This is a genomic window from Demequina sediminicola (assembly GCF_000975055.1).
In the GTDB taxonomy this organism is placed as follows: domain Bacteria; phylum Actinomycetota; class Actinomycetes; order Actinomycetales; family Demequinaceae; genus Demequina; species Demequina sediminicola.
In genome coordinates, this window is sequence record NZ_BBRB01000002.1 from 86,753 (window position 1) to 101,750 (window position 14,998).

The following is a 14,998-nucleotide window of genomic DNA, read 5'->3' on the forward strand; positions in this document are numbered from 1 at the left end:
TCAGACTCGGAAGGGGAGCGCAACGTGGCGGAACGGCAGCAGTTGATCGAAGACCTGCTTGAGCAGGCAGGTGAGAGCCTGGGCACGTATGGCTGGATGCTCACCGGCTCTGAGGACGGCGCCACTGAACTTGTCCGTTCCGGCATTGTTCAGGCCTTGGGGCGGGCCAGGCGCCCGGGCACTGTCGACGATGCCGAGAAATCTGTCAAAAAGCAGATGCAGAGGCTTGCTGCCCGCGGCGTGGGTGACCGTAGCAACAATGGGCACGAGGCCACTGCAGGCCCAGAGAACTCGATACCGGCCAGCAACTCTGCCACCTCGAGCCCTCCCTCGCCACCGTCAGCGACTGACAGCCACAGTGACTTCGACCCCGCGCTGTGGGCGCCGCCTGAACCAGGTCAGACTGACATCGCTTTCGACGCGGATCCTGGCCGCACACGTTCCGGTGAGGTTCCGGAGACAGCCCGGCAGACCCCTCCCGTGGCGCCTCGTCACGCACGCCCCGACCCAGCACCACCTCAGCCCCACGAGGAGGCCTCGTCGGCGCCTGAAGGCAACGTGGCATCGGCCCTCTCCGGACTGGAGCCACCCATCAGGGCCGCGACGGTCATGCGGCACGTCGACGGGTTGAGCGTGGCGAAGATCGCCCGCCGACTGCGCATCACTCAAGGCCGGGTGGAGGCCTACACGTCCTACGGCCACGGTGCCCTCGCCCCTGCTCTAGGGCTGCCAGCGCCGCAGGCCGAATATGTCGAGATCATTCCCGGAGGCAAGGCGTGACAGGCCTCGGTGATGAACTAGAGAGCACCGCCCGGAGCCATGGCGCTGACGTCGCGCGGCACCTCACGGGCACTGATGCTGCTGTGGCGATGTCGGCTGACGCGGCGGCGGTGCGGAAGCGTCGGACCCGCGTCGGAATAGGAACGGGGGCGGCGCTGACAGGCGCCGTCGCCCTGGCGGCTTGGTTGGTTGCTCCCGAACCGCCACTGCCTGCCATGCAAGTCGACGATGCGATCGTGGCTGATGTGCCACCTATCCCAACTGACTTTCAGGGAATGACGTGTGACGTCGTAGAGAACCAGGCCTATGTTCCATGGGCGGAGCCCGGTGTGACCATTGCCTCAGATGATGTGAGAGACCTCGGGATCACCGTCAACGCGAGCCTGTGGGACTTCAATCAGGGAGCAGCCGCCGCGTCCGAATCCGAAGTACCGGACCGCGACTGGACTTCAGTGGAGGCGGGTACCGACCACACCATCAACGGGCTTCCCAACCCCTTCGAGCCCGGAAGGTCGCTCAGCGTCATCTTCGACATCTCCTGGGAAGGTGAAGCCCACTTCGAGGTCGATGCCGCGGCGTTCGCGGTAGCCCAGAATCGCGTCGTGACCAGACTCGGTTCCGTTGATGCGCGCTACGTCGGGGTGACGGAAGTTGAGGAGTTCCAGCAAGCGGCAACGCCGGCTGAAGACGGCCGCACACTTGTGCAGAGGATCGCGCTCATCGACGCCAGCAATTGCCTCTCAGGTGCCGGGTCCGGGGAACTCATGGGCTACCTAGGGGCCACGGAGATTCACACGGTGGTGCAGGTCAAGAACGAAGACGGTGAGCCGCTCGTGACATACGTTGATTCCAACGGGATTGACGGCACTACTCTCGAATGGGTTGCCCCGAGCCCCACGGGGATGACCTTCACTTTCCCTCCGGTGGAACCCGACGAAGTGGAGCAACTTCGTGCGGAGCGTGCGCAGCTGACGCCGGTACCGTCGTCCGCCGCGATCATTCGAGACGCTGCTGCCAAAGACGGAGCCCCCTTGCAGGAGCTCGGCGAGGGTTTTGCATCGTATGAGATGTGCCCATCCACCGACCTGCGAGTACTTGAGGAGCCGGTCATTCCTTCCGGCCAAGACCCTGACGCGGAACCACGCAGAACTCTTCCGCCATTGCCTGACTCGCTGTCGCTCGCGGCAGTTCAAGAAGGCGGAACGGTCCAGATCAGTGAGGGATCGCCCGAGCCTGGCCTCAGCCTGTGGGCGTGGCTGTACTTCGTTGACGAGGCAGGGGACACCGCTGGCGTCACACCCGCAATCTTCAGTGGGGTGGGTTACGGAGGCGGCTGGGAGTTCCAAGCATGGGAGGGCTGTAGTACGACGGCGAACCTTGACGCCGGTCAGGAGTACACCGTCGTGGGTGAGGCGCAATCGTTTGCTCCGTGGTGGACCGATCCGGAGCTTCCAGGGGTTGACTTCTTTGACCTCGTGAGCCGCGCGGTCGTAGGGGACACTACGCTCGAGGAGTAAACGACCCGAATGTGTGCTGGTCGCGCAGTCTGTCCTGTCTGTGGTGTCTGTGGTGTCTGTGGTGTCTGTACCGCCCCTGGTCACCCCTACGGACCGGATTTGTCGTAGCCCGCACCAATCGCACTAGTGTGGGCACATGTGCAACGACGCTAACACCGACATTCCCGCCGACTTCCTGATGCCCGCAACAGCGCCCAACCCGATGGACGCGCCTGCCTACCGCTGGGGCATCCTCGGCGCCGGCGGCATCGCGCGCAAGCTCACCGACGCCGTGCAGAACTACACCACGTCGCAGGTCTTGGCCGTAGCGTCAGCCTCGAGCCTCGCCAACGCGCAGGCGTTTGCTGAAGAGCAGAACATCGAGCGCTCCTATGGTTCGTACGCGGAACTCGTCGGCGACCCCGATATCGACATCGTTTATGTCGCGACGCCGCACTCGAACCACCTCGACCCGGCGCTCCTGGCAATCAACGCCGGCAAGCACGTGCTCGTCGAGAAGCCCTTCATGCAGAACGCCGCCCAGGCCCAACAGGTCGTGGATGCGGCCCGCGCACGTGGAGTATTCGTGATGGAAGCCATGTGGGCTCCGCATTTGCCGCACATGTACGCGGTCCGTGACCTCATTGCACGAGGTGAGATCGGCGACGTGGTCTCCGTGCAGGCAGATCACGGTCAGAGCCTCGGCCACGTCGAGCGTCTGGTGCGTCCCGAGCTTGCCGGTGGCGCACTCTTGGACCTCGGTGTGTATCCAGTGACGTTGGTGCACAACGTGCTGGGCGTTCCCGACAAGGTCACGGCTGCAGGGCGCCTCGGAGAGACTGGCGTTGACGCGCAGGTTGCCGTGGTGATGGATTACGCGAAGGCGCAAGGCGTCGCGACCACCACCATGGAGTCCCGTTCAGCGAACACTGCTCAAATCGCCGGAACCCAGGGGTGCATCACACTCGATGACATGTTCTACAGCCCCACCACGTTTGCGCTGCACCGGGAGGACGGCACTGTGATCAACTTCGACGGCACCGTCGCTAACGGCTTCCAGTTCGAGGTGGCTGAGGTCGCACGTTGCGTCGCCGCGGGGCTCACGGAATCTCCGTTGCACTCTTTGGACCACACCCTGGAGATCATGCGCACTCTCGATGAGGTGCGCGACCAGATTGGTCTGGTGTACCCGAACGAGCGCTAGGCAGTGACTATTCGCCTGCGATGACGTTGGAGGTCAGTTCCGCGAGGACCTGGTGGCCTTCAGCATTCGGTTGCGTACCGTCAGCGGTCAGCAGCTCTGGCCGGTCGGCAAGTGCGTCCTCGAGATCGATGTAGACGGCACCGATCTCTTCTGCCGCTTCTGCCACGGCGCTGTTGACGCGGTGGAGGGCCGATGCCGGGGCTACGTCTGAGGCGATTCCTGAGACTGCGTAGATGGTCGCGTCGGGGTAGGTGTCGCGTACTGAGAGGTATGTGGCGCGGACGGCCGCCGCGATCTGCTCGCCGGTGGCGTCCACATCGTTGGTGCCGCCTGAGAGCACGATGATTTCAGGCGAGTCTTCGATGTAGGCGGGGAGTTGTTCGCGGAACGTGGTGGTGCAGATTGCGCCTTGCTGCGTGTAACCCGCGCCGGCACAGCCTGCGTTGATTTCTTCCCAGCCCAGTTCGGTGGCGAGCGTCGTACTCCAACGTGCGCCAGCGTCGGCCGCGGGGAGCGACTCGCCCTCGGTGAAGGAGTCTCCGACGAACACGGCAGTGGGAGGTTCGGGCGGCGTAGCGCATGCGCCGAGCATGACGGTCACTGCCGCCGCGATCGTGAGCAACCTTGCCTTCGCCACCATACTTTTCCACTCCCTCGTGCTCTCTATTGTGGCCCTTCCCGATCGTTCACGGGAACGGTCGTGTGGTGTGTTTCACAACTCGGTACGCATTTGTGATGACCAGGCGCGGTGACGGCCGTCGGTGGGCGCGGGTAGGTTGTTCGCATGAGCGGGTTTTTCGTGGTGTTTGAAGGCGGCGATGGTGTGGGCAAGACCACGCAGATCGAGCTCCTAGCGCGAGCGTTGCGCGCGGGCGGCCGTGAGGTTGTGGAAACACGGGAACCAGGGGGCACTGAGCTCGGTCGCGAGTTGCGGCAAGCCATCATGCACGGCGGCCATGTGGCACCGCGGGCAGAGGCGCTCCTTTACGCCGCAGACCGCGCACACCACATCGCCACCAAAGTGCGCCCCGCGCTCGAGCGTGGTGCTGCCGTGGTGCAGGACCGCTACATCGACTCCTCGGTGGTCTATCAAGGGGGAGCGCGTGGTCTCGGGGATGAGGTGGCACGCGTATCGGAATGGGCAACCGAAGGTTTGGTACCTGATCTGACGGTTCTGTTGGACATGGAGTCCGTTCCGGAACGGCTAGCCCGCGAGCTTGACCGAGTGGAGCGTGAGACGGGCGGGGATCGCGCGCTGATCCGCGAGTCGTTCCTTGCCTTGGCTTCACGCGAGCCCGAGCGGTACGCCGTTGTCGATGCGTCCCAGAGCGTCGATGACGTTGCGGCCGATGTTCGAGTAGCAGTGGACTCGGCGCTCACCAAAGTGGGGCTGGCGGGGCTACCTGCGGCGCACGCCGGCGTTGAGCCGTGGGGAACACCGTGAGTGCCACGCCTGTGAGTGCCGCATCCGTGTGGGCCGATGTGGTGGGACAAGACCGCGCCATCGCGCCTTTGCAGGCGGCTGTGGAACGACCAGCGGCGATGACTCATGCGTGGCTCGTGACCGGCCCTCCCGGTTCCGGTAGGTCAGTTGCCGGGCGTGCGTTTGCGGCAGCGTTGCAGTGTCCCGAGGGCGGATGCGGGCAATGTCACGCCTGCACTACGGCGCTCGCCGGAACCCACGCCGACGTGACGGTGCTGGCCACCGAGAAAGTCACCATTGGCATCGACGAGGTGAGGTCGCTTGTGGCGACAGCGCACACGTCTCCCACCGAGGGTCGGTGGCGCGTCATTTTGGTTGAGGATGCGGACCGCATGACGGAGCGGACGTCGAACCTGCTGCTGAAGTCCATCGAGGAGCCGCCTCCGCGGACCGTCTGGATCTTGTGCGCGCCCTCAGCGGAAGACGTCATGGTCACCATTCGCTCGCGCTCACGGCACGTGAATCTGAGCGTGCCCGACCCTGAGGCCGTCGCGCAACTCTTGGTGGACCGCGACGGCGTTGAACCCGACCTGGCCCGCGAGTGCGCCTACGCGGCCCAGAGCCACATCGGTATGGCGCGACGCTTGGCGCGCGACAGCGATGCCCGAGCTCGCCGATCACAAGTGCTGGCACTCGCGACCGAGATTCGTGGCGTGGGTGATGCCGTGCTGGCAGCCGCCGACCTGGTGAAGGTTGCTGAGGACGATGCTGCTGCCGCCACCGCGGAACGTGACATCGAGGAACGCAACTCCCTGCTCAGGACGCTAGGGGCCGACGACGGCGGGCGGCTGCCGCCAGCATTGCGCTCCCAAGTGAAACAACTCGAAGAGGATCAGAAACGGCGCGCCACTCGTCACAAGCGGGACGTCTTGGACCGCGCCATCGTCGACTTGCTGTCGCTGTATCGCGACGTCGTCTGCTTGCAGGTGGGCGCCACCGTACCCCTGGTGAACGAGTCGCATCGCGGACATATTTCTGATCTTGCGGGGCGCACCACGCTCGCGGATTCCATGCGGTGTTTGGATGCCCTGGCACTCACGCGCGAGCGTCTTGCCGGCAATGTTTCCCCACTTCTGGCGCTTGAGGCCATGGCTCTCGCGCTCCGACCGCGTACTGCCGCGTAGGGTTGGCCTATGGTTTCCCGTTCACACAGCGCGTTTGCCGTTATCGCAGCATCGGTCCTGGTTCTTGCAGCCTGCACTCCAAGCAAGGAACAGGTGACGCCGGATCAAGGTGGGAGCACGGATTCGTCCGAGAGTTCCTCTGCCGTCCCCGATGGTGACCTGTACGGCCAGGAGATTGCCTGGGAAGAGTGTGGCTCACTCGAATGCGCGACCATTCAGGTGCCCGTGGACTGGTCTAAGCCTGAGGGCGACACCATGGATCTCGACATCAACCGTTCCGTGGCTCGCAGTGAGTCGGACCGTCTTGGCTCGCTTCTGATCAACCCCGGGGGCCCGGGTGGTTCGGGCCTCGACTACACGGAGTACTTCACGCTTAGCGCCGGTGACGACCTGCTCGACGCATACGACATCGTGGGCTTCGACCCGCGCGGGGTGGGGCAGTCCACACCCGTGATGTGTGGCAGTGATCAACTCATCGATGACTACTACATGCCTGACTACCCGCTCGAATCCCAGGAGGATCTCGACGCCGGCGTCGAGCGCAACGAGATCTTCGCGGCGGCGTGTGAAGACGCTTCAGGTGACGTGGTGAAGAACGTCGACACGGCATCGGCCGCCCGCGATATGGACCTGATCCGTGCCCTCGTGGGGGACGAGGCGCTCAACTACCTCGGCTTCTCGTATGGCACGCAGTTGGGTGCTACCTACGCAGAACTCTTCCCCGAGAATGTGGGCCGGCTCGCGCTCGACGGAGCCGTCGACTTCCTCCTTCCCGGTGAAGAGCAGTCGATCGGTCAGGCAGAGGGCTTTGAGCAGGCGCTCACGAACTTCTTGGTGTGGTGCGATTCGCAAGATGACTGCGCACTCGACGGGGATGTGGAGGCTAAGCGCCAGCACATCTCGGATCTGATGGACCAGGCCCTCGCGGAGCCATTTGCCACGGGCGAGGACTGGGACCTGAACGGGAACCTGATGGTCTACGGCATTGTTGTCACGCTGTACGACGAGGCCTCGTGGACATTGCTCAACACGGCGTTGACGGAGTTGGTTGAGCAAGGCACCGGCGGCGTGATGTTCCAGCTCGCCAACTTCTACCTCGACCGTGACGCCGCTACCGGCACCTATGCAGGCAACTCGACGTGGGCCTTCACCGCGATCGGTTGCCTGGACGCAGGCGACGAGGAAGCGTGGGACTACAACGATGTTGCAGAGTTCCGGGAGGTCATGCTCGAAGCATCGCCCACATTCGGATGGTGGTTCTCCTCCGGAACCGGCTGTGACGGCTGGCCGTGGGCCGCTGACGACATCATCACGTCACTGGACAACGCCGCATCGGCACCGCAGATGCTGGTCATCGGCACCACTAACGATCCCGCCACACCATTGAAGTGGTCCGAGTCCCTCGCCGAGCGGCTGGGCGCCGAACTGCTGGTCTATGACGGTGAAGGTCACACCGCCTACGGTCGCTCCAACCAGTGCATTATCGACAACGTCGATGGCTTCTTGGTGGACGGTGTGATGCCGGATTCGGGAACTGAGTGTTGACGCGCTAGTATGTCTACTCGCACCCTCGGGTGCACGCCGCCTTAGCTCAGTCGGTAGAGCGATTCACTCGTAATGAATAGGTCAGGAGTTCGATTCTCCTAGGCGGCTCCACAGAAAAACCCTCCGGTCTTGTGACCGGAGGGTTTTGTGGTTTCTGGATGCGCCTCGGCGTCCGCCCGCACCCCGCCCGCCATCACCCCTCCCCGCCCGGCCCCCCGACACTTTGAACCAAAGGTGCTACCGACGCGCCGAGGGCGGCCAGCGCATCGGCGCTCCTCTCGGCGTGTCGCACGTCCTGCCGGTTCGCAGTGTCGGGAAGTTGCGTCGTTTCGGGAAATCGCGCCGTGTCAGGAAATCCGGGGCGGGCCTGGCTCGCAGGCAACGTGATTCCTTGGCAGCGTCTATTCGCAGACTCGCGCCGCGCGCCCCGCAAATGTCACGACGTCGCCAACTTTGAGCTGGCGCCCACGGCGAAGATCAACCTCGCCGTTGACGGACACGTCGCCCTCGCGGATGGCCTCTTTAGCGTTGCCGCCCGAGTCAAGCAGCCCTGCGAGTTGCAGGAACTGCCCCAAGCGGATGCCGTCGGTGCCGATGGAAACGTCGTCAACTGGTGCGGAAGGTGCCATTCCCGCATGCTATCCGACGCTCAGTCGTCGACGGCGTCCTTGAGTTCTTGCTTGTTCATCGTGGAGCGACCGCGGATGTTCTTGCGGCGGGCTTCCTCCAGCAACTGCTGCTTGGTGCGTCCCTTGGCGCCGGTGTGTGATCGCTCGCCCCCGCGCTGGCCGCTGGACTTGTCCTCCAATGACGTGCGTGACGCCTCCTCGGACTCCCCGGCGCGTGCGCGTTCCTTGTTGACGGTGCGCGCGGCGATCTCCTCGGCGCGTTCTTCGGGTTCTCCGCGCTCTTGGGCGGAGTCCTTGATGTGCTCGTACTGGCGCTCGCGCTTGTCGGACCATGCTTCGGGTGTCATCGTGAACCTCCGTTCGTCTGTGGTCACTGGCGACAACGTCGATGCACTGCCTGATCTTCCCTGCGCCCGCCCTTCCCTTTGACACTACGAACCGGTCCAGCGCCCGACTCGCCGCTAGGACGGCCGATGTCGGTGCCGGCATCGGCGCGCCGACCCCACCTTTGGTTCAAAGTGTCACGGAGAAGTCAGGAGAAAGCCGTCACGAGGGGTTGCCAAAACGCTCGCGCGGTGTTCTCATGGGATATATCGCTATATATCGTTCACTATCGATAGTGAGTGGGATGAGGAGCACATCATGAGTACTGGATTCCGATCTGGACGCGGCGGCGTCAACCCGGCAGACGCTATGTGGGAGGCCATGCAGCAGGTCCGCGCGACCGTCGAGAAGAAGGTCGGCCCGCAGCGCATGGGCCGAGGTGATGTCCGTTCAGCAGTGCTCGCCCTCCTGTCCGAAGAGCCGATGCACGGGTACCAGATCATTCGCGAGATCGAGGGGCGTACTGGTGGCCGCTGGACTCCGAGTGCAGGTTCCGTGTACCCGACTCTGCAGTTGCTTGCCGATGAGGGTCTCGTCACTGCCGAGACGGTCCAGGACCGCAAGGTGTACACGCTGACCGACGAGGCTACCGAGCACGCTCAGGCCGCTGCCGCCACCGCTCCGTGGGCTGAATCGACCGAGACCGACGAGAGCCAGCTCGGGCTCCTACCTAAGGCCGGTTTTGACCTTGCGCAGGCCGCAGGACAGGTCGCAACAACGGGTAACAAGGAGCAGCAGCGTCGCACCGCTGAGGTTCTTGACGAGGCGCGACGTAAGATTTACTCGATCCTTGCTGAAGGCTGACACTTTCCGTCGGCGCTGGGCGGGGCCGAGGAGAGTAGATGTCTGACACGACCACGGGGCGTGCCCGGTACCGGCGCATCGTCCGGTTTTTTGCCCGTCACCTTGTGGCGATCTGGTGGTACGACATCCTCTTGGCGCGCATCGGTCTGGGCCGCATCGGCGACGGGAATCGTGTGGCTCGCATGGAGAAGTTCGCGCGCCACTATCGTGTCTTGGCGGTCGATCTTGGTGGCTTGATGATCAAGTTGGGCCAGTTCATGTCGACGCGACTCGATGTGCTGCCTCCACAAATCACCAAAGAACTCGAGGGACTCCAAGATGAGGTCCCGGCAGTGCCATTCGATGTTGTGCGGACTCAGGCTGAGGCTGAACTGGGGACATCGCTCGACCAGGTCTACGATTCCTTTGACCCTGACCCCGTCGCGGCTGCCTCACTCGGGCAGGCCTATCGTGCGACGCTCCGCGAAGCCGATGCCGAGATGGTGGGGTTTCACAACGTCATCGTGAAGGTGCAACGCCCAGGCATCGAAGATGTGGTGACGGTGGACTTGGCAGCGCTGAGGCGCGTGGCTAGTTGGCTTCACCGGCTGCGCGTCGTGAAGAGGCGTGTGGACATGCCTGCGCTGATCGAAGAGTTCGCGCGCACCAGCTTTAACGAAATTGACTACCTGCATGAGGCGGCGGCTGTCGAGAAGTTCACCGAGAACTTCGCTGACAATCCCAGGGTGCGCGCACCGAAGGTGGTGTGGGAACGGACGTCGACTCGAGTCTTGACGATGGAGAACGTGACCGCGATCAAGGTCTCGGATCGCATCGGGCTGCGCAAAGCCGGGCTCGATCCCGCGGTGGTCGCGACCACGTTCGCGTCGATCATGTTCGATCAGTTCTTCGACCACGGCTACTTCCACGCGGACCCGCATCCCGGAAACCTCTACGTGCAGCCCGGTCCCGAGGACGCCCCGGATTCTTGGACCATCACGTTCATCGACTTCGGGATGGTCGGAGAGGTGCCTGAGCACTTACGGAGTGCGTTACGTGCACTCCTTGTGGCATCGGCCGCACGTGATGGACATGCCATGGTTCGTGCGATGCAGGATGCTGGAGTGCTCCTCGATGGGGCCGACACCGTTGAGATTGAGCGCGCGGTGACCAAGGTGTTTGCGCGTTTCGGCGGCATGGCCGTGACGGAGCTGCGCGATGCTGACCCGCGTGAACTTGAGGCCTTCGCGCTCGAGTTTTCTGACCTCATTGTGGAACTGCCGTTCCAAATGCCGGTGGACTACTTGTTGTTGGTCCGTTCCGTATCACTGACGTCGGGCGTCTGCAGCGGCCTCGACCCCGCCTACAACGTCTGGGATTCTGTCGAGCCGTATGCCAAGAAGCTCCTCCGTGAGGAGAGCGGACACCTGGTGGGCGATGTCGCGCGTGACGCTGTCGACATGCTCGGGATTGCCTGGGGTCTGCCTCGGCGGCTTGACGCTGCATTGGAGCGTATCGAGGAGGGCCGTATTGGCATTACGGCTCCCAAAGTTGAAGCGCTCATGGGACGTTTGGAACGCACCGGAGGTCGACTGATCTCGGCGATGATCTTTGGTGCTTTGCTTGTGTCGGGCGCGCTCGTTTATTCGACGAACTCATCGCTTGGTCACGTGTTGATGATTGCCTCGATTGCTCCGTTGTTGCACGTCATTTTCGGCCGTCGTCGCCGCAATCCTTAGCGGTGCCGATCTCACCGTGGGGTGAGGGTGTATTTGGTCTCGAGGTATTCGTGGATTCCTTCGGCGCCGCCTTCGCGGCCCAGCCCGGACATTTTCCAGCCGCCAAACGGCGCGGCAGCGTTCGACAGCACTCCAACATTGAGCCCCACCATGCCCGCATCGAGGTGTTGAGTCATGCGTTGGCCACGCGCAAGGGACTCTGTGAAGACGTAAGACACCAAGCCGAACTCAGTGTCATTGGCGCGGGTCACGGCTTCGTCCTCGGTGGCAAACGTGCTGATCGCGAGCACCGGCCCAAAGATTTCCTCGTGAACGATGTCTGCATGAGGTGGGACGTCTTTCAGCACGGTCGGCTCGTAGAACGTTCCACCGCGCGCTGAGGGGTGCCCGCCGGTGGTGACCGTGGCGCCGAGTTGGCGTGCGTTGTCCACAAGGCGTTCGACTTTGGCGAGGGCGTCGCTGTCGATGAGAGGGCCGATGTCGACGCCGTCTTCCGTACCTGGGCCCACCTTCATCTCACGGACGCGTTGCGTCACCGCGGTGACGAAGGCATCGGCGATATCCCGGTGTACAAAGAATCGGTTGGCAGCGGTGCAAGCCTGGCCGATGTTGCGGAACTTCGCGGCGATCGCCCCGTCGACGGCGGCTTCGAGGTCCGCGTCGTCGAAAACGATGAAGGGGGCGTTGCCGCCAAGCTCCATTGAGGTGCGCAGGACGTTGCGGGCGGCTTGTTCGAGAAGAGTGACGCCAACGGGGGTGGATCCAGTGAATGAGAGCTTGCGCAACCGAGGGTCTCGGATGAGTGGCTCGCAGATGGTGCCCGAGTGCAATGTGGGGATGACGTTGACGACGCCTGGAGGCACGCCTGCTTCTTCAAGCACCGCGGCGAACAGCATTGTGGTGAGCGGGGTGGCTGAGGCGGGCTTGATGACTACCGTGCATCCGGCAGCGAGGGCGGGTGCAATTTTGCGTGTCGCCATTGCGAGCGGGAAGTTCCAGGGTGTGACGAGGAGGGAGGGGCCAACGGGGTGCTGAGTGACCATGATGGTGCCGGTACCTTCAGGGTTGCTGCCGTGGCGGCCTTGGACGCGTGGGCCTTCCTCGGAGAACCAGCGTAGGAACTCGGCGCCGTATGTCACTTCTCCGCGCGATTCAGCGAGTGGTTTGCCCATCTCGAGGGTCATCAGCAGTGCGAAGTCCTCGGCTCGCTCAGTCACGAGGTCAAACGCACGGCGCAGGATGACGGACCTATCGCGCGCCGATGTTGCTGCCCACTCGGACTGTGCGGCGCAGGATGCGTCGAGCGCTTGCGTGCCGTCGGCGACGGTTGCCGATGCCACGTTGACGAGGGTGGTGCCGTCCGCTGGGTTGGTGACGCCAAAGGTGCTTCCGTCGGCGGATTCGCGCCAGGTGCCGTTGATGAACAGCCCCGTGGGGATCGTCTCCAACAGTGCAGTGTGTGCGTCAGTCATGGGTCCTCCCGTGTGGCGTGTCAGGTGAGTGACGGTGCGGGCTGGGACTGCATCGTCCGTGTTTCCCTACCTCATCACACTACGAGGTGACGTGCGTTCCTCGGACACTGCGAACCGGTCAGACCCGCGCCACGCGGTCCCTCGGGCACTGCGAACCGGTCAGGCCCGCGCCACGCCGATGCTTCAGTGCCTTAGCGCGCGTGGCACGGCGCGCCGAGGCCACCTTTGGTTCAAAGTGTCGGGGTGGTGGGCGGGGGAGGCGGCGAGCGAGGGGCAGGGAATCAGTACGCGCCGCGGCCGGCTAGGACCGCCCACATCGTGCGCAGAACAATCACCGTGTCGCCTGCAATCGACCAATTCTCTGCGTAGTAGACGTCGAGCCGCACGCCCTGTTCCCAGTCCAGATCGGAGCGCCCGCTGACCTGCCACAGGCCGGTGAGCCCAGGCTTGACGAGCTGGCGGCGTGACACACCACGATCCCAGTGAGCGACCTCACTAGGAAGCGGTGGACGCGGTCCAACCACGGCCATATCGCCCTTGATGACGTTCAGCAATTGAGGCAGTTCATCGAGCGAGAAGCGCCGCAGGAACTTGCCAACCGGGGTCACACGGGGATCATCGCGCATCTTGAACAGCACGTCATTGCCTGCGTCGCCGGACTCGCGCTCGAGCTGCGCGAGGCGCTCATCGGCATCCACGTACATCGAACGGAATTTGTAGATGGTGAACTCACGGTGGTCCAGTCCCACCCGCGTTTGCCGGTAGAACGCGGGTCCAGCACTCGTGGCCTTGACGGCGATCGCGATGATGGCCATAGGGATGGCCGCGACAGCGAGAAAGATCACGCCCCAGATGCGGTCCACGGTGTACTTCAGGAGGAACTTGCCGCCGCGGAACTGGGGCTCGTCAACGTGCAAGAGGGGGAGGCCCTCGACGGGGCTCACAATGACGCGAGGGCCGGTCACGTCGGCCATCGCGGGCGCAATGATCAGCCCCACACCGGTGCCTTCAAGCGCCCATGCGAGGTCACGAGCCTCGGCGGAGGACATGTCGTCGGTTCCAGAGAGGATCAGGTACTCCGCACCTACACGTTGAGCGATATCTGCGGCGTCACGGATGCGCCCGAGCACAGGCACATCGGCAATGTCGTCGGAGAGTTCTCCGCTACTTGTGGGAGGGAGGCACACTCCCAGCACGTGATAGCCGGCGCGCTTGGTGTTGCGGAGCCGGCGAATCATTTCTTCAGACTGCTTCCACGGACCTACCACGAGCACTTGCGCTTGGAGGTTGCCGAGGTCTCGCTGGTGGTGCATGCGCAGCCGCCACAATGCGCGACCGAGGAGTAGTAGCAGCAACCCCACGGGCATCGCGAACAGCAGGTAGCCGCGGCTGATCTGCCATTGGGTCAAGAAGCCGATGATCGCAACCCACGCAAAGGTTCGCCAGGTCGCACGGAAGAGCCGTAGAAACTCCTGCGGGCCGTGGCCGAGGTTGCGGACTTCGAAGGCGCGTGCTCCCACGAGGTGCGCGAACCACAGTGCACCAATGGCGACGCTGACGACGCCGTATCCGGGGGCCGATGGGCCCGAGACTGATGCGAGCAGGTCGGGGCCAAAGCGGAAAAGGTGGGCCAAGCCCATGCCGAGCGCGATCATGGCCGCGTCGGTCAACATCAGGCGCCTGCGATACCGCTGCGCCCAGCCGTGGGAGCCACCCATGCGTTCCGACGGGCCGGTCACGGCGCGTGGATCAGGGTGTGCCATCGAGGACCTTTCAGTGAAAGGGTTTACGCCTCGTCGTCGGTGTTGCGACGGCGCATGGCCAGAACCACTACGGCCCCGCCGGCCCCTACGAGTGCGACGGCTCCCGCGATGAGCAGGCCAGTGTTTTCGGCGCCGGTCACTGGGAGGTTGTCACCGTCGGCGCTGGTGTTGTCGACAACCATGACGGTGGCGGAGTTCGTGGTGATTTCGGCCGTGGTGTCGAATCCGGTGATGGTGATGGGGCCGGTCTGGTCTGGCGCGGTGATGGTCCATGTGGCGGTGCCATCGGTCATTGTCTGTGTGGACGACATTGTGGCGCCGGCGATAGAAGCGTCATGGCCTGCGAACTCGGTTTGGATTGTGGCGTCGTGTCCTGCTTCACCAGTGACGGTGCAGGTGAACTCTGTGACCATGGGTGTTTCTTGTGACGAGCACACCAGTTGAGCATCTTGAGCTGGGTAGGTGTCTGCCATCGCGGCCGCGGGCACTGCGAAGGCTGCGACTGTGAGCGCGCCAACGGCGAGCGTGCGTCGAATCATTCTGGTCATTCCGATCTGTTGCAAATGCGTGTGGGCCAGGCCCATCCCACGGACATT

14 protein-coding genes and 1 tRNA gene are annotated in these 14,998 nt (G+C 63.6%); 9 read left to right on the forward strand and 6 right to left on the reverse strand.

Features of this window, described 5'->3' with window-relative positions; genetic code table 11:
• Positions 1 to 24 precede the first annotated feature (24 nt).
• The 3 genes from AOP79_RS05315 to AOP79_RS05325 all read left to right on the forward strand — a co-directional run bounded on the left by AOP79_RS05315 (position 25) and on the right by AOP79_RS05325 (position 3,480).
• Entirely contained in the window at positions 25 to 780 is a 756-nt protein-coding gene (locus AOP79_RS05315) for an RNA polymerase sigma factor (protein ID WP_062071252.1), read from the forward strand.
• Positions 777 to 2,297: a hypothetical protein gene (locus AOP79_RS05320; protein WP_062071254.1), complete on the forward strand. Its 1,521-nt coding sequence runs from the start codon at positions 777 to 779 to the stop codon at positions 2,295 to 2,297. Before AOP79_RS05315 ends, AOP79_RS05320 begins: the two co-directional genes overlap by 4 nt.
• A gap of 136 nt (positions 2,298 to 2,433) precedes the next feature.
• Positions 2,434 to 3,480: a Gfo/Idh/MocA family protein gene (locus AOP79_RS05325; protein WP_082093392.1), complete on the forward strand. Its 1,047-nt coding sequence runs from the start codon at positions 2,434 to 2,436 to the stop codon at positions 3,478 to 3,480.
• A 7-nt stretch (positions 3,481 to 3,487) separates the two neighbouring features.
• On the opposite strand, the gene AOP79_RS05330 is transcribed toward AOP79_RS05325, so the two are convergent.
• On the reverse strand, positions 3,488 to 4,120 hold the full coding sequence (locus AOP79_RS05330) for an SGNH/GDSL hydrolase family protein (protein ID WP_062071256.1): 633 nt from the start codon (positions 4,118 to 4,120) through the stop codon (positions 3,488 to 3,490).
• Positions 4,121 to 4,264: 144 nt separating this feature from the next.
• On the opposite strand from AOP79_RS05330, the gene tmk reads away from it, so the two are divergent.
• From tmk to AOP79_RS05350, 4 genes are all read left to right on the forward strand, one after another.
• Positions 4,265 to 4,924: a dTMP kinase gene (gene tmk / locus AOP79_RS05335; protein WP_062071258.1), complete on the forward strand. Its 660-nt coding sequence runs from the start codon at positions 4,265 to 4,267 to the stop codon at positions 4,922 to 4,924.
• Positions 4,921 to 6,087: a DNA polymerase III subunit delta' gene (locus AOP79_RS05340; RefSeq protein WP_236683260.1), complete on the forward strand. Its 1,167-nt coding sequence runs from the start codon at positions 4,921 to 4,923 to the stop codon at positions 6,085 to 6,087. The genes tmk and AOP79_RS05340 overlap by 4 nt, the downstream gene beginning before the upstream one ends.
• A 9-nt stretch (positions 6,088 to 6,096) precedes the next feature.
• A complete protein-coding gene (locus AOP79_RS05345; RefSeq protein ID WP_062071260.1) occupies positions 6,097 to 7,632 on the forward strand; it encodes an alpha/beta hydrolase in 1,536 nt (511 codons plus the stop codon).
• A 35-nt stretch (positions 7,633 to 7,667) separates the two neighbouring features.
• Positions 7,668 to 7,743 (forward strand) — tRNA-Thr (locus AOP79_RS05350).
• Between the two features lie 290 nt (positions 7,744 to 8,033).
• Here the strand turns inward: AOP79_RS05350 and AOP79_RS05355 are convergent.
• Positions 8,034 to 8,261 (reverse strand): RNA-binding S4 domain-containing protein, encoded by a 228-nt coding sequence (locus AOP79_RS05355; RefSeq protein WP_062071263.1) that lies wholly within the window; start codon positions 8,259 to 8,261, stop codon positions 8,034 to 8,036.
• 20 nt (positions 8,262 to 8,281) lie between these two features.
• Entirely contained in the window at positions 8,282 to 8,608 is a 327-nt protein-coding gene (locus AOP79_RS05360; protein ID WP_062071267.1) for a hypothetical protein, read from the reverse strand.
• Positions 8,609 to 8,903: 295 nt separating this feature from the next.
• On the opposite strand from AOP79_RS05360, the gene AOP79_RS05365 reads away from it, so the two are divergent.
• Positions 8,904 to 9,449 carry a PadR family transcriptional regulator gene (locus AOP79_RS05365; RefSeq protein ID WP_062071270.1) on the forward strand — a complete coding sequence of 182 codons (546 nt, stop codon included), beginning with the start codon at positions 8,904 to 8,906 and terminating at the stop codon, positions 9,447 to 9,449.
• A 38-nt stretch (positions 9,450 to 9,487) separates the two neighbouring features.
• Positions 9,488 to 11,167 (forward strand): ABC1 kinase family protein, encoded by a 1,680-nt coding sequence (locus AOP79_RS05370; protein ID WP_062071272.1) that lies wholly within the window; start codon positions 9,488 to 9,490, stop codon positions 11,165 to 11,167.
• Positions 11,168 to 11,178: 11 nt separating this feature from the next.
• Here AOP79_RS05370 and AOP79_RS05375 read toward each other — a convergent pair whose 3' ends face one another.
• The 3 genes from AOP79_RS05375 to AOP79_RS05385 all read right to left on the reverse strand — a co-directional run bounded on the left by AOP79_RS05375 (position 11,179) and on the right by AOP79_RS05385 (position 14,941).
• Positions 11,179 to 12,639, reverse strand: coding sequence for an NAD-dependent succinate-semialdehyde dehydrogenase (locus AOP79_RS05375; RefSeq protein WP_062071274.1), 1,461 nt, complete (start codon positions 12,637 to 12,639; stop codon positions 11,179 to 11,181).
• 281 nt (positions 12,640 to 12,920) lie between these two features.
• Positions 12,921 to 14,402: a sugar transferase gene (locus AOP79_RS05380; RefSeq protein ID WP_062071276.1), complete on the reverse strand. Its 1,482-nt coding sequence runs from the start codon at positions 14,400 to 14,402 to the stop codon at positions 12,921 to 12,923.
• 23 nt (positions 14,403 to 14,425) lie between these two features.
• A complete protein-coding gene (locus AOP79_RS05385; protein WP_201774438.1) occupies positions 14,426 to 14,941 on the reverse strand; it encodes an LPXTG cell wall anchor domain-containing protein in 516 nt (171 codons plus the stop codon).
• Positions 14,942 to 14,998 lie beyond the last annotated feature (57 nt).

Bases quoted from the DNA above. Each gene is read 5' to 3' on its own strand.
- AOP79_RS05325 (WP_082093392.1), top strand. From the start codon at position 2,434: ATGTGCAACGACGCTAACACCGACATTCCCGCCGACTTCCTGATGCCC.
- AOP79_RS05330 (WP_062071256.1), bottom strand. From the start codon at position 4,120: ATGGTGGCGAAGGCAAGGTTGCTCACGATCGCGGCGGCAGTGACCGTC.
- tmk (WP_062071258.1), top strand. From the start codon at position 4,265: ATGAGCGGGTTTTTCGTGGTGTTTGAAGGCGGCGATGGTGTGGGCAAG.
- AOP79_RS05345 (WP_062071260.1), top strand. From the start codon at position 6,097: ATGGTTTCCCGTTCACACAGCGCGTTTGCCGTTATCGCAGCATCGGTC.
- AOP79_RS05355 (WP_062071263.1), bottom strand. From the start codon at position 8,261: ATGGCACCTTCCGCACCAGTTGACGACGTTTCCATCGGCACCGACGGC.
- AOP79_RS05360 (WP_062071267.1), bottom strand. From the start codon at position 8,608: ATGACACCCGAAGCATGGTCCGACAAGCGCGAGCGCCAGTACGAGCAC.
- AOP79_RS05365 (WP_062071270.1), top strand. From the start codon at position 8,904: ATGAGTACTGGATTCCGATCTGGACGCGGCGGCGTCAACCCGGCAGAC.
- AOP79_RS05370 (WP_062071272.1), top strand. From the start codon at position 9,488: ATGTCTGACACGACCACGGGGCGTGCCCGGTACCGGCGCATCGTCCGG.
- AOP79_RS05375 (WP_062071274.1), bottom strand. From the start codon at position 12,639: ATGACTGACGCACACACTGCACTGTTGGAGACGATCCCCACGGGGCTG.
- AOP79_RS05380 (WP_062071276.1), bottom strand. From the start codon at position 14,402: ATGGCACACCCTGATCCACGCGCCGTGACCGGCCCGTCGGAACGCATG.
- AOP79_RS05385 (WP_201774438.1), bottom strand. From the start codon at position 14,941: ATGATTCGACGCACGCTCGCCGTTGGCGCGCTCACAGTCGCAGCCTTC.